The organism is Micromonospora coerulea (genome assembly GCF_016598485.1).
Taxonomy (GTDB): Bacteria; Actinomycetota; Actinomycetes; order Mycobacteriales; family Micromonosporaceae; genus Micromonospora; species Micromonospora coerulea.
Genome location: NZ_JAEMUW010000013.1, coordinates 138,148 through 157,420, shown reverse-complemented (window position 1 = coordinate 157,420; position 19,273 = coordinate 138,148). Strand labels below are relative to the sequence as shown.

18 protein-coding genes are annotated in these 19,273 nt (G+C 70.4%); 13 read left to right on the top strand and 5 right to left on the bottom strand.

Going from position 1 to position 19,273, the window contains the following annotated elements; all coding sequences use genetic code 11:
- Positions 1-123 precede the first annotated feature (123 nt).
- The 6 genes from I8N68_RS18405 to I8N68_RS18380 all read left to right on the top strand — a co-directional run bounded on the left by I8N68_RS18405 (position 124) and on the right by I8N68_RS18380 (position 5,811).
- Positions 124-1,497: a hypothetical protein gene (locus tag I8N68_RS18405; RefSeq protein ID WP_200211395.1), complete on the top strand. Its 1,374-nt coding sequence runs from the start codon at positions 124-126 to the stop codon at positions 1,495-1,497.
- A gap of 9 nt (positions 1,498-1,506) precedes the next feature.
- Entirely contained in the window at positions 1,507-2,775 is a 1,269-nt protein-coding gene (locus tag I8N68_RS18400) for an RNA polymerase sigma factor (protein WP_200211394.1), read from the top strand.
- Positions 2,776-2,842: 67 nt separating this feature from the next.
- Complete coding sequence (locus I8N68_RS18395) at positions 2,843-3,505, top strand: DUF998 domain-containing protein (RefSeq protein ID WP_200211393.1); 663 nt, start codon at positions 2,843-2,845, stop codon at positions 3,503-3,505.
- A gap of 10 nt (positions 3,506-3,515) precedes the next feature.
- Entirely contained in the window at positions 3,516-3,878 is a 363-nt protein-coding gene (locus I8N68_RS18390; protein WP_234040033.1) for a YciI family protein, read from the top strand.
- Between the two features lie 199 nt (positions 3,879-4,077).
- Positions 4,078-4,911, top strand: coding sequence for a PPOX class F420-dependent oxidoreductase (locus tag I8N68_RS18385; RefSeq protein WP_200211388.1), 834 nt, complete (start codon positions 4,078-4,080; stop codon positions 4,909-4,911).
- Positions 4,912-4,917: 6 nt separating this feature from the next.
- Positions 4,918-5,811 (top strand): hypothetical protein, encoded by an 894-nt coding sequence (locus tag I8N68_RS18380; protein WP_200211386.1) that lies wholly within the window; start codon positions 4,918-4,920, stop codon positions 5,809-5,811.
- Positions 5,812-5,844: 33 nt separating this feature from the next.
- Here I8N68_RS18380 and I8N68_RS33945 read toward each other — a convergent pair whose 3' ends face one another.
- Positions 5,845-6,198: a nitroreductase/quinone reductase family protein gene (locus tag I8N68_RS33945; protein ID WP_200211385.1), complete on the bottom strand. Its 354-nt coding sequence runs from the start codon at positions 6,196-6,198 to the stop codon at positions 5,845-5,847.
- Between the two features lie 205 nt (positions 6,199-6,403).
- The gene (locus I8N68_RS18370) at positions 6,404-7,126 is read right to left on the bottom strand and encodes a hypothetical protein (RefSeq protein WP_307812873.1); all 723 of its coding nucleotides are present in this window, start codon (positions 7,124-7,126) and stop codon (positions 6,404-6,406) included.
- A gap of 66 nt (positions 7,127-7,192) precedes the next feature.
- Here I8N68_RS18370 and I8N68_RS18365 point away from each other — a divergent pair, with 66 nt between their 5' ends.
- From I8N68_RS18365 to I8N68_RS18340, 6 genes are all read left to right on the top strand, one after another.
- Positions 7,193-7,405 (top strand): hypothetical protein, encoded by a 213-nt coding sequence (locus I8N68_RS18365; RefSeq protein WP_200211377.1) that lies wholly within the window; start codon positions 7,193-7,195, stop codon positions 7,403-7,405.
- Positions 7,406-7,472: 67 nt separating this feature from the next.
- Positions 7,473-8,348 carry a hypothetical protein gene (locus tag I8N68_RS18360; protein WP_200211375.1) on the top strand — a complete coding sequence of 292 codons (876 nt, stop codon included), beginning with the start codon at positions 7,473-7,475 and terminating at the stop codon, positions 8,346-8,348.
- Between the two features lie 201 nt (positions 8,349-8,549).
- A complete protein-coding gene (locus I8N68_RS32905) occupies positions 8,550-9,317 on the top strand; it encodes a sterol desaturase family protein (RefSeq protein WP_200211373.1) in 768 nt (255 codons plus the stop codon).
- 277 nt (positions 9,318-9,594) lie between these two features.
- Positions 9,595-10,866: a hypothetical protein gene (locus tag I8N68_RS18350; RefSeq protein ID WP_200211371.1), complete on the top strand. Its 1,272-nt coding sequence runs from the start codon at positions 9,595-9,597 to the stop codon at positions 10,864-10,866.
- 273 nt (positions 10,867-11,139) lie between these two features.
- Positions 11,140-13,293: an MMPL family transporter gene (locus tag I8N68_RS18345; protein ID WP_200211369.1), complete on the top strand. Its 2,154-nt coding sequence runs from the start codon at positions 11,140-11,142 to the stop codon at positions 13,291-13,293.
- 424 nt (positions 13,294-13,717) lie between these two features.
- Complete coding sequence (locus I8N68_RS18340) at positions 13,718-14,275, top strand: class IV adenylate cyclase (protein ID WP_200211367.1); 558 nt, start codon at positions 13,718-13,720, stop codon at positions 14,273-14,275.
- Here the strand turns inward: I8N68_RS18340 and tmk are convergent.
- Genes tmk through I8N68_RS18325 form a run of 3 tightly spaced genes read right to left on the bottom strand, consistent with a single transcriptional unit; the run spans position 14,233 to position 17,139 of the window.
- A complete protein-coding gene (gene tmk, locus I8N68_RS18335) occupies positions 14,233-14,877 on the bottom strand; it encodes a dTMP kinase (protein ID WP_307812879.1) in 645 nt (214 codons plus the stop codon). The genes I8N68_RS18340 and tmk overlap by 43 nt on opposite strands.
- Before the next feature lie 11 nt (positions 14,878-14,888).
- The gene (locus tag I8N68_RS18330; RefSeq protein ID WP_307812872.1) at positions 14,889-16,346 is read right to left on the bottom strand and encodes a B12-binding domain-containing radical SAM protein; all 1,458 of its coding nucleotides are present in this window, start codon (positions 16,344-16,346) and stop codon (positions 14,889-14,891) included.
- On the bottom strand, positions 16,336-17,139 hold the full coding sequence (locus tag I8N68_RS18325; RefSeq protein ID WP_234040031.1) for a DNA glycosylase family protein: 804 nt from the start codon (positions 17,137-17,139) through the stop codon (positions 16,336-16,338). The genes I8N68_RS18330 and I8N68_RS18325 overlap by 11 nt, the downstream gene beginning before the upstream one ends.
- A 260-nt stretch (positions 17,140-17,399) precedes the next feature.
- Between I8N68_RS18325 and I8N68_RS18320 the strand changes: the two genes are divergently transcribed.
- A complete protein-coding gene (locus I8N68_RS18320) occupies positions 17,400-19,238 on the top strand; it encodes a DUF262 domain-containing protein (protein ID WP_234040030.1) in 1,839 nt (612 codons plus the stop codon).
- Positions 19,239-19,273: the final 35 nt, after the last annotated feature.

Genomic DNA, 19,273 nt, shown 5'->3' with positions numbered 1-19,273 from the left:
CGAAGCCGACACGATGTCAAGTCTTCTTTACATGCCTTCGGTGCCTGCCGGTGCTGGGCGTGTCCTACGGCCGCACCAGCGGGTTGTACCGGCAGCGAATGTTCCTCGTGAAAGGCGGCCGGAGTGACCCACGCGGACAGGACCGGTTCGGGTTGGCGGGCACGCTGGGCCAGGCGGGAGAACGCGCGGCGACGACGGGCCCACGAGGACGCCATCGAGGCATGGTGCCTGCGGGGCGTACGGCTGCAACGCCTCCGGGCCGCCGCCGAGGACCACCCGACGCTCCGGCCGACCGTGCCCGTGGACCTCGCCCACGACGAGACCGTCGTGGCCGTCCAGCCGTCGACCGGGCTGGTCACCGTGCCGCGTCACGCGGATCTGCCGCCGCCCGAACTCTCCGCCATCCCGATCACCCACCCGCACGACGCACCCCCGCTGCCGCAGGGAAGCCGGGTAACCGCGGCCGGCACCGTCGTGGTCACCGACCGCCGGATCGTCCTGGTCGGTCGGCACGGCACCAGCGAGTTCCCGTACGCGCGGCTGAGCGGCCTCACCCACCACCCGGCAGTGCCGGTCACCCTGCTGCACGGGCCCACCGGCGCACTGGTGGCCGGTCTCCGCGTGCCCCGCGGCGCCGCGGCCCGGTTCCGGCTGCGACTGACCCTGGCGTACGCCGATGCCACCGGTCAGCGCAACGCCGTCCTCGCCCGGCTCGACGAGGCGGTGGTCGCCAACCGGCGGTCCCGGCCGGCGGCGGCGATGCTGGTCAGCGCCGCGCAGGCACCCGGGTACGCCCGCCTCACCCGACCCGCGGTCGCCGCCGCCGCAGCGGCACTCGTCGCTCTGGTGGCGTTCGCCGCGACGATCGGCCCGGCCCCGACCAACCATCCGCCGACCGCCCTGCCCACCGGCGGTGGCATGGTCGTGCTGCCCGCCACCACCACCCCGGGCGCCGACACCGCCGTCGGGTCGGCGGCCAGCAGCGCACCCGCGGACGATCCGGTCGTACCGAATGGACCCGCCCCGCACCCCGTGCCGGCGGGCATGGCCGGCGGCGGCCGGATGCCCGCACCGGTCGACCGGCGCGCGTCCCTTCCCGCGGACCGTGCCACCGGCCCGGCCCCGCGGACCGCCCGCCCGGCCCGGCCGGTTCCCGCCCCGAGCGCCACGCCCTCGCCGACCTCCGCTCCGACGCCCGCGCCGACCCCGACTCCGCCCGACCGGTGCGGTGCGCCGGAGAACCCGCTCGGCTACACCTACTGCGGCGGCGCACTGATCCACGAGCCGGCGGCCGACGTGTGCCGTTACTTCGTCTGCGTGGACGGATTCCGGGCCGGTCACGGTTACCTGGCGCGGTGCGGGGACGGGACGGTGGGCCGGGTGGGCGGGCGGTACGGCTCCTGCCCGCAGCGGTCGGGCCGGAAGGAGCCGGTCTACCGTGCCTCGACGAACCTCGCTGGCGCGGACCTTGTCGCCGTGCCGTCTGACCTGCTCTGATGGGTGGCCATGGGGGAAGCCGAGGTGCACCGCACCGTGGAGGCGGTGTGGCGGATCGAGTCCGGGCGGGTCATCGCCGGCCTGGCCGCGCTGGTGCGCGACGTCGGGCAGGCCGAGGAACTGGCCCAGGACGCCCTCGTCGCCGCGCTCGAGACGTGGCCGCGCGAGGGCGTACCGGCCAATCCCGGCGCCTGGCTGATGACCGTCGGCAAGCGGCGGGCGGTCGACGCGCTGCGCCGCCGGCAGACCCAGGACCGCAAGGTCGCCGAGCTCGGCCGCGACCTCGGCGGCGACGAGTTCACCCCCGACTTCGACGCCGCGTTCGAGGCGCGGATCGAGGACGACCTGCTCCGGCTGATCTTCGTCGCCTGCCACCCGGTCCTCTCGCCGATCGCCCGGGCCGCGCTCACCCTGCGGCTGCTCGGCGGACTGAGCACCGACGAGATCGCCCGCGCCTTCCTGACCTCGGAGGCCACCGTCGGCCAGCGGATCACCCGGGCCAAGCAGACCCTCGCCGCCGCCCGGGTGCCGTTCGAGGTGCCCGGCCCCGCCGACCGGGCCGAACGGCTCGACTCCGTCCTCGAGGTCATCTACCTGATCTTCAACGAGGGTTACTCGGCCACCGCCGGCGACGACTGGATGCGCCCCGCGCTCTGCCAGGACGCGCTGCGCCTGGCCCGGCTGCTGCAAGGGCTGATGCCCGACGAGCCCGAGGTGCACGGCCTGGCCGCCCTGCTGGAGATCCAGGCGTCCCGCACCGCCGCGCGCACCGGACCCGACGGCCAGCCCATCCTCCTCAACGACCAGGACCGCGGCCGCTGGGACCAACTGCTCATCCGCCGCGGCCTCGCCGCCCTCGACCGGGCCCGCGCCCTCGGCGGCACCCCCGGCCCGTACGCCCTCCAGGCCGAGATCGCCGCCTGCCACGCGCGGGCGCGTACCCCCGACCAGACCGACTGGGCGCGGATCGCCACCCGCTACGCGGAGCTGGCCCGGGTCGTGCCCTCGCCCGTGGTGGAACTCAACCGGGCCGTCGCCGTCTCCTTCGCCGACGGCCCGGCCGCCGGCCTGGAACTGGCCCGGGCCCTGGCCGACGAGCCGGCCCTCGCGCGTTACCACCTGCTGCCCAGCGTGCTCGGCGACCTGCTCGCCAAGCTGGGCCGCCACGACGAGGCCCGGCGCGAATTCGAGCGCGCCGCCACGCTCACCGACAACGCCCGGGAACGGGCACTGCTGCTCGACCGCGCCGCCGCCTGCGCCGGCCAGAAAAAATCTTGAGAGGTGATGTCGGATCCCGGCCGCCCCGATCGACGCGTCAGTGAGAGCCGACGACGAGGAGATCGAGATGACCAGTACGACGATGCCGCGGGCCGGGGTGACCGGCGCGGTGCCCACCCGCACCCTGCTCGCCGCCGGGATCGCCGCCGGGCCCTTCTTCGGGGTGGTCGCGGCGGCGCAGGTGCTCACCCGGGACGGGTTCGACCTGAGCCGGCAGCCGCTCAGCCTGCTCGCCCTCGGCGAGCACGGCTGGATCCAGGTCGCCAACTTCGTACTCACCGGGTTGCTGGCCCTCGCCGGTGCGCTTGGTCTACGGCGGGCCCTGGGTGGCACGCCGGCGGGGACGTGGGGGCCGGCTCTGGTGGCGGTCTTCGGCGTCGGCCTGATCATCGCCGGGGCGATGCCCTCCGACCCCAGCATGGGCTGGCCGGCCGGGGCGCCGGAAGGCTCGCCCGACTCGTTGAGCTGGCACGCCATCGGTCACGGCGTCGGGGCCATGCTGGCCTTCGGGTCGATCACCATCGCCTGCCTGGTCTTCGCCCGCCGGTACCTGCGTACCGGCCGGCGCGGCTGGGCGGTGTTCTCCCTGGCCTGCGCGCTGGCGACCGTCGTCGTCATGGCCTGGCCCGACCAGGACAGCATCAGCGTCCGGATGGCGCTGGGCTCGCTCTTCATCTTCGGCTGGCTCACTGCAGTTTCCGTGCACACCCTTACCGAGAGGAACCACTGAAATGCGTTTCATGATGATGCACAAACTGGACGAAAAGGTCCCCGGCAACTTCGAGCCGACCCCCGAGTTCATGAAGTCGATGGGCGCCTACATGGAGGAGGTCGTCAAGGCCGGCATCCTGCTTGCCGCCGAGGGGCTGTGCAAGAGCAGCGAGGAGTCGACGCGGATCACCGCCACCAAGGGCAAGACCACCATCACCGATGGGCCGTTCACCGAGACCAAGGAGCTCATCGCCGGGTTCGGGCTCGTCGAGGTGCGGTCGCAGGAGGAGGCGGTTGAGTGGGCCAAGCGGTTTGTCGACGTCTTCATCGAGCACGGGATCGACGTCGAGGTCGACGTCCGCCGGGTCAACGAAGGGCCGCACGAGGGCTGAGCAGAGCTGCGAGGCGCTGACCGGCGCCAGCGGAAGGCGGATCGGGTGGTGCCGGTGTTAGCCGGCACCACCCAATAGTCGAGGGCGGCGCAGTTGCTCAGGTCCACGAGGGCTGACCCCTTCTGCTGCGCAGGAGCCGGCTCCGGTGGGGCCGGCTCCTGCGCCGTCACATCCGCCGCCGGTGGCCCGTCAAGGGGGCATGAGAAGCATGGTGCGGGTCCTGGTCGCGCTGCTCGGCTTGGCGGCGATGGTCATCGGGGTGTGGGCGCTGGTGGCGCCTTCCTCTTTCAGTTCGGCGGTCGACTTTCCGCCCAGCGAGCATTTCGTGCACGACGTGGGGGCGTTCCAACTCGGCATCGGGGCGACCCTGCTGCTGGCCCTGATCTGGTCCGACGCCCTCGCGGTGGCGCTGGCCGGCTACCTGGTCGGCGGCCTGGCGCACACCCTGTCGCACGTGGCCGACGCGGACGTGGGCGGGAGTGCCGTGCAGAGCTGGTCGGTGCTGCTGTTGGCACTGCTGGCGCTGGTTGCGCTGGTGTTCCGGCTGCGGGAGCTGGGGTGGGTGGTCGGGTACGTCGCTCCCGCCGCCGCGCCGGCCTGGGCACCGTTCGCGCGGCAGAAGACGGTGGTGCTCACGACGTACAAGCGGGACGGGACGCCGGTGCCCACGGCCGTGAGCATCGCGGTGGTCGGGGAGCGGGCGTACGTGCGCAGCTTCGAAAAAGCGTGGAAGACGGTACGGATGCGCAACGACCCGCGGGTCACCGTGGCGCCGTCCACCACGCGCGGCACGCCGACCGGCCCAGCCATCGAGGCCACGGCCCGCCGACTGACCGGAGCGGAGTACGACCGGGCCGCCCGAGCACTGGCCCGCAAACATCCGATGCTGCACCGGGTGCTCGTGCCATTGATGCACCGACTCGGGCGGCGCAAGACCGGCCGTACCGTCCACTTCGAGCTGACTCCGGTGACACCGACCGGACTTCCTGGAACCGTGGCGGGGCAGGCGGACGTCGAAGGGGTGCGGAGGTGAGCGGGGATGGGTGGACGGCGCTGGCTGGTATGGGTCACCGCGGTGGCCGTGCTCGGTGGCTGCGGCGCGACCGGCAGCGGCTCCGGCGGGGCTGACCTGGACAGGCTGCGCCAGCAGGCGCGCGACGCCCTGACCCGCTACGACCAGGCGGTCCGCGACGCCGGTGGGGCGCAGGGCTTCGTGCCGGTCGGGGAGCTGACCGGCCAGCTCGGCGACTGGGAACCGGCGAACGGTGACAACAACAAGCAGGCGTTGCTGGCCGGCCAGGTCTTCCCCGCCACGGCGCTGCCCACCGCCGGGCAACAGACCGGGAAGGTGGTCTGGGAGAACGGTAGGACGCAGCCGGTTCCCCTGATGTCGGCCGAGGAGGCACTCGCCCAGCTGCGAGCGATGCGCGGCGGGGGCTGCGGGTGCCTACCCCTGGAAGTCACCGCCGCGCGCCTGACCACGGTGCGGATCCCCACCACCCGTGGCCCCGCCACGGCCTCGGCCTGGGAGTACACCCTCAAGGGCACGGCGGTGCGGCTGACCCGGATCGCGGTCGCCCCCTCGGCTGCCATCGTGGTGATGCCACCCGCATGGGATCCGGAGCAGCCGCACGGCGGGCTGGCGATCGAGTCGGCAACCGGGACCACGACGAGCCAGCGGCTGACCGTCGCCTTCACCGGCGCCCCGGATCCAGGTAGCCAGCCGTGCGGCGCCGACTACAGCGCGGAGGCCGTCGAGTCGGTCAACGCCGTCGTCGTGATCGTCATCGAGCACCGCCACGCAGACGGCGAGGCGTGCGGGGATGTCGGAGCGCGCCGCACCGCCACCGTCGACCTGGCGCAACCGCTGGGGGAGCGGGCGGTCCTCGAGGTGCAGCAGGGCCTGCCGGTCGCGCTGACGATCAACGGCTGATCCGCCGGCGCCGCCGCAGTGACGCCGGACGGGTCACATGAGGGAGACCTGGACGGCGACGTCGTGCTTCGGGTAGTGGCTGTCCACCTGGTCCGAGCCGTACTTGTCGCGGAACATCTGCACTACGTGGTTCACCCGGTCGGCGTCGGTGATGGGGGTGGCGCTCGAGTTCAGTTTCATCCCGTTCGTGGCCACCTGCACCATCGGTGTCTGTCGTACGTTCTTGTACCACTGGCTGTCCGAGCCGGTTATCGGCACCAGGAAGACACTCTCTTCCTCCTGCACGAACCACACCGGGCGCGAAATCTGCCGTCCGGTCTTTCGACCGGTCACGGTCAGCTCGACCTCGCTGGCGCCTTCAAGCGCTTCCCTGACGGCCTTGGTCACGGTGTCCTCCGTCAACGTCCCACACGTGCTCCCGCTTCTCAGGCTATGGACCTTCGCGTTCTCCCGCCGCGGGTTCCGAGACCCCGGCCATAACGCCTGCCACTGGCACCTCACGGCATGAACGTGGGCGATTGGCCGCCTCGTCTCGTCACCCTGGCCGACGGTGGCATGGTGATGGACCTGGCGATGGTCTCCCAGCTGGGCCCTATCCATCCCGCTTGTCGTCATCCCACCGTGCCAGCGCGGCGGAGAGGTCGTCCAGGAACGCATCGACCTGCATGCGGTCATACCCGTGCATGGCGGCCGGAAGGCTGTTGCGAGCCTGTTCGATCTCTGCCTTCGCCCCGAAGCGCTTCAGCATCACGTCCGAGACGAGCGCCTCCTGACCCTGCCTGATGAGGTGATTCACCCTGGCCGGGTCATACCCCCGCAGCGCCATGGTGAAGTCCGGCGAATCGAAATGCTGCCGAATCAGCTGCCGAAAATCGGTGAAGCGGCTGCCGCCGAAGCGGGCGAGGGCGGCCCCCACCTCGTCCGGCGAATCTCGGACGTCCTGCAGTTCGAGCAGGACCAGGCAGGGACGGTCGTCTACCGGGCTTCGTTGGGTCAGCGGACGATCGAGAGCCGACCCGCTGGCCGGCACCAGCAACAACACCGGGGAGGGTGTCTTCCTGCCAGTGAGAACCGGCAGCGGCTGATCGAGGACGACCGCGTCGATCTCGGCCCACGGCAGCAGTCGGTCGATTCCGGGCAGCCGCACGGTCAGCCCCTCGGTGCCGATGTGGAACCTGAACGGCCGGAGCCCGTAGAAGGCGAGTATGCCGCCCATCAACAGGCTCAACCCGCCGATGATCAGTGTCCCGATCGCACGGAACGCGCTGTCAGTCCGGCCGCACAGCAGCATGAAGACGCCGAACGCCAGCGACACGATGCCACCGACCAGGAAGGATCGGCTCCTGCGAAGCTCCACGGTCTCGCCCTGCTTTCCCGAAGGTTGCTGACGAAAGCGTTGCACCCGGGCGCAACCGACTATGCCCGGCGTGGCAGCGAGGTCAGCCGTTCGACATCAGGCGGCGCGGAATACCGGGCGGCCGGCCGGTCGCTGCGGCGCAAGTATCCGGTGCTGCACGGGGTGCTGGTGCCGCTGACGCACCGGCTCGTCCGCCGCCGGACCGGCCGTACGGTGCATTTCGAGCTGACTGGTTGAGATGCAACCGCGGCGGCCGAGGTTGCGTCTCAAGAGTGTGAGGACACCAGGGTCCAGTCGACTGTTGATGCCGTGGGTCATTGCCGCGGTCGTGCTCGCCGGCTGCGGGACCGCGGGGAGCGGCCCGGCAGCCGACGAGGTGGACGGCCTGCGCCAGCAGGCCGCCGGCGCGCTGGCCCGGTATGAGGCGGCGGTTCGGGCGGTGGGCGGCCCACCGAAGTTCGTCCCGGTGGGCGACCTGACCAGCCAGATCGGCGACTGGGAGCCGGCGAACGGAGACCACAAGCAGGGACTGGGGGCCGGTCGCATCGAAGCCGCCGCGACGATCCCGGGCCGTCCCGAATCGAGCGGGAAGGTCGGCTGGGCCGACGGCAGCAGCGACGACATGCCGCTCGTCTCCGCGGACGCGGCGTTGGCGCAGATGCGGGAGGTACACCCCGGCGAGTGCGCCGACTGCGCGCCGCTGATCGTCACCGGCGCTCGGCTGACCACCATGACCATCCAGACCACGCGGGGCGCGGTGACCGCCCCCGCGTGGGAATTCACCCTCCGTGGGACCGCCGTGCGGCTGGCCCGGCTGGCCGTCGACCCCTCCACCGTCGTGCGGGTGACGCCACCGCCCTGGGACGACGACCATCCGCACGCCGGGCTGGCGATCGAGTCGGCGGCCACCACGACCACCGGCCGCGAACTGACCGTCACCTTCACCGGCTCGCGCGGCCCGCGCAGCGAGCCGTGCGGCGCCGACTACGGCGCCGAGGCGGCCGAGTCGGACCAGGCGGTCGTCGTGATCGTCATCCCGTACCCGCATGGCGGTGACGAGGCGTGCTTGGCCATCGGGGCGGAGCGCACCACCACCGTCGAGCTGAACCGACCGCTCGGCGAGCGGGCGGTCCTGGAGGTGCAGCAGGGCCTACCCGTCCCGCTGACGATCACCGACTGATCTGCCGTCCGGTCTTCCGGCCGGTCACGGTCGGCTCGATCTCGCTGGCGCCCTCAAGCGCTTCCCTGACGGCCTTGGCACGGTGTCCTCCGTCAACTTCTCGAAGCTCCCACCTGCCGGGATATGGACGTTCGCGCTGAATTTCGCGATCCGCGAATCACGTGCGTCCCGAGCTCCCCTGACCGGTGGATACTGAAAGACGTGGATGCGGTGCTCGACTGGGCCTGGCGACTCGATGTCGGCCAGGTGGTCGGGCTCGCCCTGCTCGAGAACGTGATCCTCTTCCTGATCGCCGTCGGCGCCGGCAACGCCATGCTCCGCTTGCCCACGGTCGTCCGGCTGCTGCCCGACCCCGGCCGGATCAGCCGGCTGCAGGTGTGGCTCGCCGGTGGGGCGATCCTGATGAACGCGGTGGTCACGGTCGCCGGCTGGGGACTGTGGCGGGCCGGGATCATCCACCTGAACGCGGACCCGGACATCCGGATCGTGGCCGACTTCGTCCTGTTGCTCCTGCTGATGGACCTGCTGATGTACGCCGGACACGCGGTCGCGCACCGGCCCCGGCTCTTCCCGCTCGCTCACGCGCTGCACCACCGGTTCGTCGACGCCCGCCCCGCCACGCTGTACGCGCTCCACCCCCTGGAGATCCTCGGATTCGGCGGGCTCTGGCTGGCCGCGATCGCGACGCACGCGTTCTCGGTCTGGGCGATCCTCGCCTACACCGCGGTGAACCTCGTCTTCGGGATCTTCGGGCACCTGGGCGTGGAGGTGCTCCCGCCGGCGGCCCGACGCAGCCGGGTGTTCCGCTGGGTCGCCACCCCGACGCTGCACGCAGGGCACCACGTCGAGCCGGCGGTCAACCTCGGCTTCTACACGTCGATCTGGGACCGCCTGTTCGGCACCCTCGCCCCCGACTACGACCGTCGCCGGCTGTCGGCCGACCCCGAGCCGTACACCCTGGCGGCCTGACCCGCACATTTATCCGGTGGGCACCTCGACGGCGACGTCGTGCTTCGGATATCTGGCCTCCCCACGCTGTCCGGTCATCGCGTGCTGAAGTCCGGCACGGTGACCTCGTTCTCCGGCCCGATCCAGCTCGCCGGTCGCTCCCTGGAGTGGCGGAACGCTCCCCTGGGTACGCCGACAGTGCCGAACCGGTCCAATGAGGAGGTGGGGCATGTCCAGGGGCGGCCTGCGGGGTTATATCCCACGCCATGCCGAATCATCTTCGCGGGAGGCGGCCCCGGTGAGGGAGCGGGACAGGACCGATTCGGGTTGGGGAACCCGCTGGGCGAAACGCGAGAACAAGCGGCGCCGGCGCGCCTACGACGACGCCGTCGAGGCGTGGTACCTGCGGGGCGTGCGACTGCTCCGGCTGCGCGCCGCGGCCGAGGACTCACCGGCCGAGCCGGTCGCGGACCTGCCGGTAGACCTGGCCGACGGCGAGGTGGTCGTCGCGGTGCAGCCGAAGGCGGAACTGGTCGAGATCGAGGACGGCCAGGACGCGGACCTGCCCATCCCCGAACTCGCCGTCATTCCCGTCCGGCGAACACCGCAGGCACACCGGTTACCCGCGGGCGTGCGGGTGACCGACACCGGCACGGCCGTGGTCACCGACCGCCGCGTCATCCTCCTCGGCCGCGACAACGATCGCGAGTGGACGTACCCGGAGTTGAGCGGCCTGGCCCACTACCCGGCGGCGCCGATCACGCTGCTGCACGTCGTCGGCAGCCCGCCGGTTGCCGGCCTCCGCGTGCCCGTGGACGCCGCGATCTGCTTCCGGCTGAGGCTGACCATGGCGTACGCCGACTTCACCGGCCAGCGCCGCGTCGTGCTCGCCCGGCTCGACGAGGCGGTGGCCGCCAACCGGCGGTCGCGGCCGCCGGCGCCGGTGGTCGCCACCGCGGCGCAGGCGCCGGCGAGAGCCCGCCTCGCCCACCCCGCGATCATCGCCGCCGCCGTCGTGCTCATCGCCCTGCCCGCGTACGCCATGACGGTCGACTCGCGCGGATCGAACAGCCCGCCGGGCGCCTCCGGTGGCGGCAGATTTCTCACTCCCGGTGCCTTCCCTGGCACCGGGACGGCGCCCAGCGCCGCTCCCACCGCCGGTCCGGGTGTGCCCAGCACGACGTCTTCCCCCGCGGATCCCGACGCCACCAGCGGCGCGCCGGCCCCCGGTCCGGTCGACCCGGATGCGCCCCGGCCCTCCCCGACTCCGGGCCTCATCGACCCGGCACCGGCCCCCACCGCCTCTCCCGGCGTGCCAATGCCCGCGGAGCGGTGCGGGGCGCCGGAGAACCCGTACGGCTACAACTTCTGCGGCGGCGTGCTCGTCCACGAGCCGGCTCCCGACGTGTGCAGGTACTTCACCTGCGTGGAGGGGTTCCGGGAGGGCAGGGGTTACCTGACCGTGTGCGCGGACGGCAGGGTCGGCATGGTGGGCGGCAGGACCGGCACCTGTCCGGAGCGCGCCGACAGGAAGAAGCCGGTGTACGTGTATCGACCGGCCGCGGGTTGACCGCTCGCCCTACCGAGTGCGAAGAATCGCGGTGCTACCGACGATGGTGAAGCTTTCCTCTCGGGCGTCGAACTATCCAAGTGCTCGCGGTGCTCGCGTACTTGAACGGCTGAGACTCACGCGGCCCGCCGCACCCCAAGCGTCCGAAAAGGATTGCTGGTCGAAGGTACCCTGCACAAGGGGTAGTGAAGGCTGCCCGGCAGAGTGACGGGCGGGCGCCCATGGGCGCTCCAGGCCCCAGATGTTGGTGGGTCGAACAAGCGGGGGTAAACCATGTTCGAGCGGCTGGGCAGGTTCGTGGTACGCAGGGCGTGGTGGGTGATTGTCGGCTGGGTGCTCGCGGCAGTCGCCATCGTCGTCACCACACCGTCGCTGAGCGACATCACCTCCGCCGAGCAGAGCAGCTTCCTGCCCCGCTCGTACGAGTCGGTGCAGGCCATCGAACTCGGGAAGAAGGCGTTTCCGCAGCAAGCCACCGCGACGGCGACCATCGTGGTCAAGCGCGCCGACGGGCAGTCGCTCACACCGGCTGACGAGGCGAGGGTGAGCCAGCTCGCCCAGTCGCTCAAGGCCAAGAACATCTCGCGCACGTCCGGCTACCTGACCGGCCCCCAGGCCGTGGCGCCGGACAAGTCGGTGCAGGTGGTGAACGTCGGGCTCGATGCGGTCGCCCCGGACGACCCGGCGCTGCTCGACGCCGTACGCGAGCTGCGGGCCGCCATCGGTGCGGAGCTGGCGGGCAGCGGGCTGACCGCGGGCGTGGCCGGCGACGTGGCGAGCTTCGTCGACAACGAGGACACCTTCAACAAGGCCTTCTCGGTGGTCGGCATTGCGACGATCATCCTGATCATCGGACTGATCCTGATCATCTTCCGCAGCCCCATCGCCGCGCTGCTGCCCGTGGTGGTCATCGGCGTCGTCATGTGGGTCACGAGCGGGCTGGTCGCCGCAGCGGGCAAGGCGTTCGACCTCAACGTCAGCCAGGACCTGCAGACGATCCTGCTGATCGTGCTGTTCGGCATCGGCACCGACTACATCCTGTTCCTGCTCTTCCGCTACCGCGAGCGGCTGCGTGCCGGCGACGACAAGCGCACCGCGATGATCGTCTCCGTCCAGCGGGTCGGCGAGGTCATCACGTCCGCCGCCGGAGCGGTCATCGTCGCGTTCCTCGTGCTGCTCCTCGCGTCCCTGGGCTTCTTCGGCTCGCTCGGCCCGGCGCTCGCCATCGCCGTCGGCGTCATGCTGATCACCTCGCTCACCCTCATCCCGGCGGTCGTTTCGCTGCTCGGCCGGTACGTTTTCTGGCCGTCCAAGGCGTGGCAGCGTGCCCCCAAGGCCACCATGTCGCACCGGCTCGGCACCGCCATCGGGCGCCGGCCGGCGCTCGTCGCGGCGGCATCCGGCGCCCTGCTGGTCGCGCTCGCCGCAGGCGTGCTGGGCTACAAGGCCGACTACGACTTCAGCGCCGGCTTCCCGCAGGACACCGAGTCGGCGAAGGCCGCCGCGGACCTGCAGCGCGGGTTCGCCGCCGGCGCGCTCGCCCCCACCGAGGTCTACCTGACCACCGGCAACGGGTCGCCGCTGACCGAGCAACAGGTCAGCGACTTCGCGGCGGCCGCCGCAGGCGCCCCGGGAGTGGGCCGGGCCCAGCCCCCGGAGCGCAGCAGCGACCCGAGCGTGGCCCGGGTCAACCTCTTGCTCGACAAGAACCCGGTCTCCAACGAGGCGATCACGCTCGTCCGCGACGACCTTCGCGACGCCCTGCACCAGGCGGCCCCGCCCGGCACCCGGGCGGTGGTCGGCGGACCCACCGCGATCTTCGCGGACATCAACTCGGCAAACAACCGCGACCTGTCGGTGATCCTGCCGGTGGCCGCCGGCCTGATCGCGCTCATCCTCGCGCTGCTGCTGCGCAGCCTGGTCGCGCCGATCTACCTCGTGATCGCGGTGCTGCTCAACTTCGCCGCCACGCTGGGCGCCACGGTCTATCTCTTCCAGGGGCTGCAGGACAAGCCCGGGATCACCTTCCAGCTGCCGATCATCCTGTACCTCTTCGTGGTGGCGATCGGGACCGACTACAACATCCTGATGATCGCCCGACTGCGAGAGGAGGCGCGGGAGGGGAACGAGCCGCACCAGGCGGCCGCCATCGGTGTGGAACATGCCGGGCCGACGGTGGCCGCGGCGGGGCTGATCCTTGCCGGGACGTTCGGGGTGCTGATGCTCGCGCCGATCTCGTTCCTGCAGCAGATGGGCTTCGCGGTGGCGATCGGCATCGTTTTGTCGGCATTCGTCATGTCGATGTTCTTCGTCCCCGCCCTGACCGCGCTGATCGGGCACAAGGCGTGGTGGCCGGGCCACGGCGACGAGCGGCCGGCCAGCGGGCCGCACGCCCCGCCGGAGCCGGCGAGCGTGGCGAAGGCGTAGCGGGCAGCGCGGCCACCACCAAGCTGGCGGTGAGGGTGAGGCTATGGCGGACGTACTCGGTACCGTCACAGGAACTGGGAGAGCTAGCGATTAAGGCCGATGCGCCACAAGCAGACGACAGCTTGGGCTATCGAGAGCCGTACACGTTCACGGAGGTCAAAACACTTCTCGTCAAGAAGTGACCAATTGATCATGCCACTTGGTTCGCCGCCGCCACCTTGCGGGCGAGCTTGGCGTCGCCGGTGGGGACGGCGGGCAGTGCGCGTCGGGCTAGGGTCGCGATGTGCCGCGCAAGGACGTCGTGGGCATCGGCTGGCCAAGGCATCTGTCCAAGCTGGTCCGGTTTCAGTGTGTCAGCGTCGTGATCCGATCTCTCTGTGATTAAGTGACCCGGTCCGCGACCGCTATGGCCATTGGAGATGTGATGACCGACGGCATCCGGGAGATCGAGGTCAAATACCGGGTCGATGAGCCGGCGGCGTTGGTCCGCGCGCTCCACGCCAGGGGTGTGGCCCTCTCGGAACCGCTGCGACAGGACGATCAGGCCTATGCCGCTTTGGGCTGGACGTATGGGCAGAGCAAGGTGGGGGCGGCCTTCGCTCGGCTGCGGACCGAGAACGGTCGGCACGTGTTCTGCGTCAAGAAGCCGCTCGACAATGAGCTGGCCTGTCAGGAGCACGAGACCGAGGTGCTCGGCCGGGACGAGATGCACGGGGCGATCCTCGCCATGGGCTTCTATCCGACCGTGCGGATCGCGAAAACGCGCCGCACGGCCCGGCTCGACCGCATGCTGCTCTGCCTCGACGAGGTCGACGGTCTCGGCGCGTTCTTCGAGATCGAGTTGATGGTGAGCGGTGACCGGCCGGCGGAGCAGGTGCAGCAGGAGCTAGACCGGTTTGCCCAGTCGCTCGGTGTGGAGTTGGAGCGCAGCACCGAGACCTACGATTCTCTGATCAGGTCCGCGCTGGCCGTCGGGGTGTGACCGTCGCTCGGCTCCGCGAGGAGTGACCGCACCCGAGCGAAGAGCGCCGCAGCGACCTCGTCCGGCTGCTGCTCACCCACGTCATGCACGTGCACCGCGAAGCCGGCTCCGGTCAGCTCATCGGCCACCTGGACGTAGAGTTCCCGCTCGCGCTTGCCCGCTTCGGGTCCGCCGCGGTGGAAGCGGCTGTGGATGCCCCGTTCGGCGGCCCTTGTTCGCGAGCGGGTCGGGTCGCCGGTGAGGACGATGGTCAGATCAGGGCGGTCGGCGTACCGGTTGAGGTCCCAGATGTAGGCGGGATCGACACCGTCGAGGCGCTGCAATACCAGCGAGGTGGGCAGGTAACGGTCACAGAACACAACCTTCCCGGCGACGAGAGCGGGGCGGACCTCCGTCTCCAGATGGTGATACCGATCGGCGGCGACCAGGCAGGCGAGCGTCAGGCCGTGATAGTCGTCCGTGCCGAGCCGGGCAGTCCGCCCGAGTGTCGTGTGCGTGGGTTCCTTCGTCGGGTGGACCGGCCAGCCGGCGTCGGCGACTAACCGGGTCAGCAACGCCGTGACGGTGGTCTTGCCGACCCCGCTCGGACCTTCCACGACCACGAATCGGCCGGTCACGGGGGCGCCAGCCGATCGTGTTGCGCACGGGCCAGCTCGACCAGTTTGCGCCGGACGTACGGCACCTCAACCTCCCCGAACTGCAGGTTGACCGAAAAGTTGAACTCGTCGCGTCCCCGCATCGCCTCGTCCAATCCGTCGTCGGTCAGGTCGACCGCGGTGTAGTCCAGAAGCTGCGCCGGGTCGTATCGGCCGGTCGCCAACAGCCGGTTCCACTCTGGGGTGCCCGGGTAGGGGCGGAACTCGAAGACACTTGCCCGGAACGCGCCCGGCGCGTTGTCGGTGAGGTCCCACAGCTCGTACACGTGCCGGACCGTCGCGTCCAACTCGGCCCGGGTCTCGGTCGGCAGGCCGAGGATGAAGTAGCCCTTGACCCCGATACCGAGCCGGGTGAGCCGGCGGACCACCTGCCGAGTCAGCTCCGGGTTGATCCGTTTGCCGATGTGGCCGAGTACCCGTTCGCTGCCGGACTCGATGCCCAGGGCGACCTCCCGGCAGCCGTTCGCTGCCAGGGTCTCCAGGAGCGTGTCGTCGGCGCGGGCGAGGATGTTGATCCGGCCGGTGGCGTCCCAGACATACCGGCTGCCGACCATGGCATCGGTGAAGGCCGACATGCAGCGGCGGATGAAGCGTTCGTAGCCGAGGAAGAGGTCGTCGACGAAGCGGAACGCCGTCACCCCATAACGGGCGCAAAGGTCGTCCATCTCCGCGATGATGTTCGACGGTTCCCGCGTACGAATGGTCACGTCCGGATTGGCGCTGACCGCGGCGCCGCAGAAGGAGCAGTCGTACGGACAGCCCCGGGCACCGACCATGGCCGCCTCTAACGGGGCACCGTTGGGCCGGTACGGGTCGGCGGCGAAGTAGCGGCGGTCGACGAACGGTAGGGCGTTGATGTCAGGTGCGAGGTGCCAGGCCAAGCCCGGCACTCCTCCGGTTACCGGTGTCTGGAGTATGGGGTCGCGCCACATGACCCCGGGCAGGTGAGCCCGGTTGCGATGGTCCTGAAGCAGTTCGGCGACTCGGCTTTCGCCCTCGCCGAGGACGAGTGCCTCCAGCCGGCCGAAGCGGGGGTCGTCAATGACCGCTTGCGGCATGGCCTTCGCCTGGTGTCCGCCCACCATTACCTGAATGGCCGGGTCGAGTCCGGCCGCGATCCGGGCGCTCAGCTCGTAGGTCGGTGCCAGGAGGTTGAAGCCGACCCAGCGGGGCGAGGCTTCGTTGACGATCCTCTGGATCTGGTCGATGCCGAGGCCCAGCGACTCGCCGTCGAGGACTCCGACGGTGAAGCCCTGCGCCGCCGCGTAGGTGGCGAGGTAGCCCATCCCGAGGACCGGCAGGGTGAAGTCGTTGACCCGCGGCCGCAGGTCGTAGTCGCGCAGCGGAGCGTTGACCAGCAGCAGGTCGAGCGGCGCGCCGGGCAGCGCGCCGAGGATGTACTGCTCAGACGGCACCGGCCTGTCGGCAGCCGAAGGCGAGGGTGAGGAGGGTGTACGTGCCGAGTTGGTCACCGGTCACTCGCCGCCACGTCCGGGCGAACGTCCGCTCGTCCATCGGCCAGGCAGTGTCCGGGTCGGCGTGCTGGGCCCAGGTGCGTACGGCCAGGTCACCGTAGGGGTAGAGCGTCCAGTCGTTGCTCCAGTCGGCGACGGCGGCACCGGCACTCCACGGCCCGATGCCGGGAACGGTCTGGAGTTCCTTGACCAGGACCGAGGGGGAAAGGCTAAGCCAGTTCTCACCGTGGGCCAGGAAGGCCTCAGCGGCGCGCCGCAGCGGCCGGCGCTTGAACGCCATGCCACTGTTGGTGAAGTCGCCATCGCTTAGAGCTAACACACGCTCTGGAGATGGGAAAGAGTGGATGTCCATCTCGTCGGATAGTGCGACGCCCGGCCCGTGCCGGTCGCAGAATTCGCGGTACAGCTTCCGGGCCTGAGCGGCCCTGATGACCTGGCGGACGATCGCCGTGGCGAGCGCGTCCCACAGGCTGGGGTTCCGTAACCGCGCCACCCCTCCGAGCGTTGCCAGGGATGCATTGAGGCCTGCGGCCTCCCGCCGGGCCGGCGCCGGAAGCGCGTACACGTCGACGGACGGTGCCGGCTGGTCACCCGAGATCGCGGTCCAGGTCAACTGCTGCCCCTGTGCCTCGACTAGCCACGCCGTCCCGCCGTCGACCGGTAGGAGGCGGACGTGGCGCGCGCCAGCGGATCGCCAGGCGGGGTGGTCGGTCTGGAGAAAGTTGAAGCTCACGCCGCCTCCTGATTGATCGACCGGAATTCCGGCGATTGTTGCACCTCGATCGACTTAAGTCCGCGACGGCTCACCGGCCATTCCGCGTCGCCACGTCACGAGGCCGGCGCCAAATCGTTCACTCAGGCGCTGCATCCCTTACCCGCCAGGCGCCCTCCTCGAGACGAACGGCGAAGCGGGCGGAGCGACAACGGCGAGGGATCACATTGCTGGGCTGGTGCCAGTACTGTTCCGGCATCGCTGAATAGGGGAGAGCGCGTATGAAGGCGGATACCGTCCAGCTTGTTCATATCTTTGGCACTGACCGGCGCCACGTGGTTCCCGTCTTCCAGCGCCCCTACCTCTGGGACGAGGAGCGCAACTGGGCACCGCTCTGGTCGGACGTCCGGGCGGCGGCCGAGGAGGTTGAGACGGAGATGAGCGGGGTCGCCGACGCGTACACCGCGACACCGCGCACCCACTTCCTCGGGGCGATCGTGCTGGAGCGGATGCCTCCGGCGCCCGGCCGGATCCTCGCGATGAACGTGATCGACGGACAGCAGCGCCTGACGACCCTCCAGGTCCTGCTCGCCGCCTGCTGGGTCGCCGCGCGGGAGCACGGTGCCGAAAACGCCGAGGGGCTGCTGAAGCTGCTGCTCAACAACACCGAGCAACTGGTCCACAAGCAGCACTCGTACGAGCGGTACAAGGTCTGGCCGTCGCTGCCGGACCGCGACGCGTTCAAGGCGCTCTTCGCCGCGAAGCTCCCTGCGGAGCGGCCCGGGGAACACCGGCTGATCGCAGCGCGCCGGTATTTCGACGACGAGCTGCGCGCCTGGCTTGCCGAATCAACCGAGCCCGTCGAGCGGGCCGATGCGCTGGTCATCGCCCTTCGGGAGCGCCTGGGTCTAGTGGAGATCCAGTTGGAGGGGCACGACGACGCCCAGGTCATCTTCGAGACGCTGAACGACCGGGGCACCCGCCTGCGCGCCTCCGACCTGGTGAAGAACACCCTGTTCCGGCTGGCCGAGCAGCAGGGCGAGGACGTGACCGCCCTGCACCAGAAGTATTGTGTGCCGCTCGAAGCCGCGCGGTGGGGTGAGGAGGTCACCACGGGCCGGTTCAAGCGAGCCCGCATCGACCTGCTGCTCTCCTACTGGCTGTCAATCCACACTGGACTCGAAGTTCCCGTGGAGCGGCTGTTCGCCGACTTCCGCCGGTGGCTGGGGGAGAAGAAGGCGTCCGCCGCGGAGGTCCTGGCCGACCTGGCCCACCACGGCCATGCGATGCAGCGCATGGAGAGCCTGCCCGGCTCAGACCCGACCGGCCGTCTCCTCCAGGTGCTCAATCTGCTCAGCACCACCACGCCGGTGCCGATCCTGCTGCACCTACAGGCGAAGGACGGGGTCAGCACCGAGCAACGTGCCATCGCCGCCGGCGCCATCGAGTCCTTCATCGTCCGGCGGTTCGTCTGCGGCCTGACGACCAAGGACTACAACCGGCTGTTCCTGTCGGTGCTGCAGAACCTCCGCAAGGCCGACGACACCGTCGCCGGTGAGCAGCTGCGGGACCGGCTCGCCGGGCAGACCGCCGATTCGCGCTACTGGCCGGAGGACGGCGAGTTCGCGACGGGTCTGCTGCAGCGAAACCTGTACCGGCTGCTGCGCGGTCCCCGGCTGCGTGTCCTTCTCGGCGGCTTGGAAGCCCAGCTGCGAGGTGAAAAGTCGGAGATGGGCTTCAGCCCGGCTCAGGCGGCCAAGCTCAGCGTCGAGCACCTGCTCCCGCAGCAGTGGGAGCAGCACTACCCGCTCTCCACCGACGTGCCCGCCGAGAAGGCCAGAAAGCGACGGGACGAAGTCATCCACATGCTCGGCAACCTGACCCTAACCACCACCAAGCTCAACTCGTCGATCAGCAATGGGCCGTGGTCCGCCAAGCGGTTGGCACTGACCAATCACGCGGTGTTGCTGCTGACCGCCGCCAGTGTCCTGCAAGCACCTGCGGGCGTGCCAGACGGAAAGATCCCCAACTGGTCCGGAGGGTGGACCGAGGACCACGTCTGGATGCGGAGTCTGGTGCTCGCCAACCTCGCCAACACGGCATGGCCACGGCCAAGCTGACGCGCAGGTAGCTCAGTCGAGTTCGGGCGGTCGTC

Excerpts from the sequence above, each read along its gene's own strand:
- I8N68_RS18340 (WP_200211367.1), top strand. The coding sequence starts at position 13,718 with ATGACCGACGGCATCCGGGAGATCGAGGTCAAATACCGGGTCGATGAG.
- I8N68_RS18395 (WP_200211393.1), top strand. The coding sequence starts at position 2,843 with ATGACCAGTACGACGATGCCGCGGGCCGGGGTGACCGGCGCGGTGCCC.
- I8N68_RS18320 (WP_234040030.1), top strand. The coding sequence starts at position 17,400 with ATGAAGGCGGATACCGTCCAGCTTGTTCATATCTTTGGCACTGACCGG.
- I8N68_RS18360 (WP_200211375.1), top strand. The coding sequence starts at position 7,473 with ATGCCGTGGGTCATTGCCGCGGTCGTGCTCGCCGGCTGCGGGACCGCG.
- I8N68_RS18385 (WP_200211388.1), top strand. The coding sequence starts at position 4,078 with ATGAGAAGCATGGTGCGGGTCCTGGTCGCGCTGCTCGGCTTGGCGGCG.
- I8N68_RS18380 (WP_200211386.1), top strand. The coding sequence starts at position 4,918 with ATGGGTGGACGGCGCTGGCTGGTATGGGTCACCGCGGTGGCCGTGCTC.
- I8N68_RS18390 (WP_234040033.1), top strand. The coding sequence starts at position 3,516 with ATGATGATGCACAAACTGGACGAAAAGGTCCCCGGCAACTTCGAGCCG.
- I8N68_RS18345 (WP_200211369.1), top strand. The coding sequence starts at position 11,140 with ATGTTCGAGCGGCTGGGCAGGTTCGTGGTACGCAGGGCGTGGTGGGTG.
- I8N68_RS18400 (WP_200211394.1), top strand. The coding sequence starts at position 1,507 with ATGGGGGAAGCCGAGGTGCACCGCACCGTGGAGGCGGTGTGGCGGATC.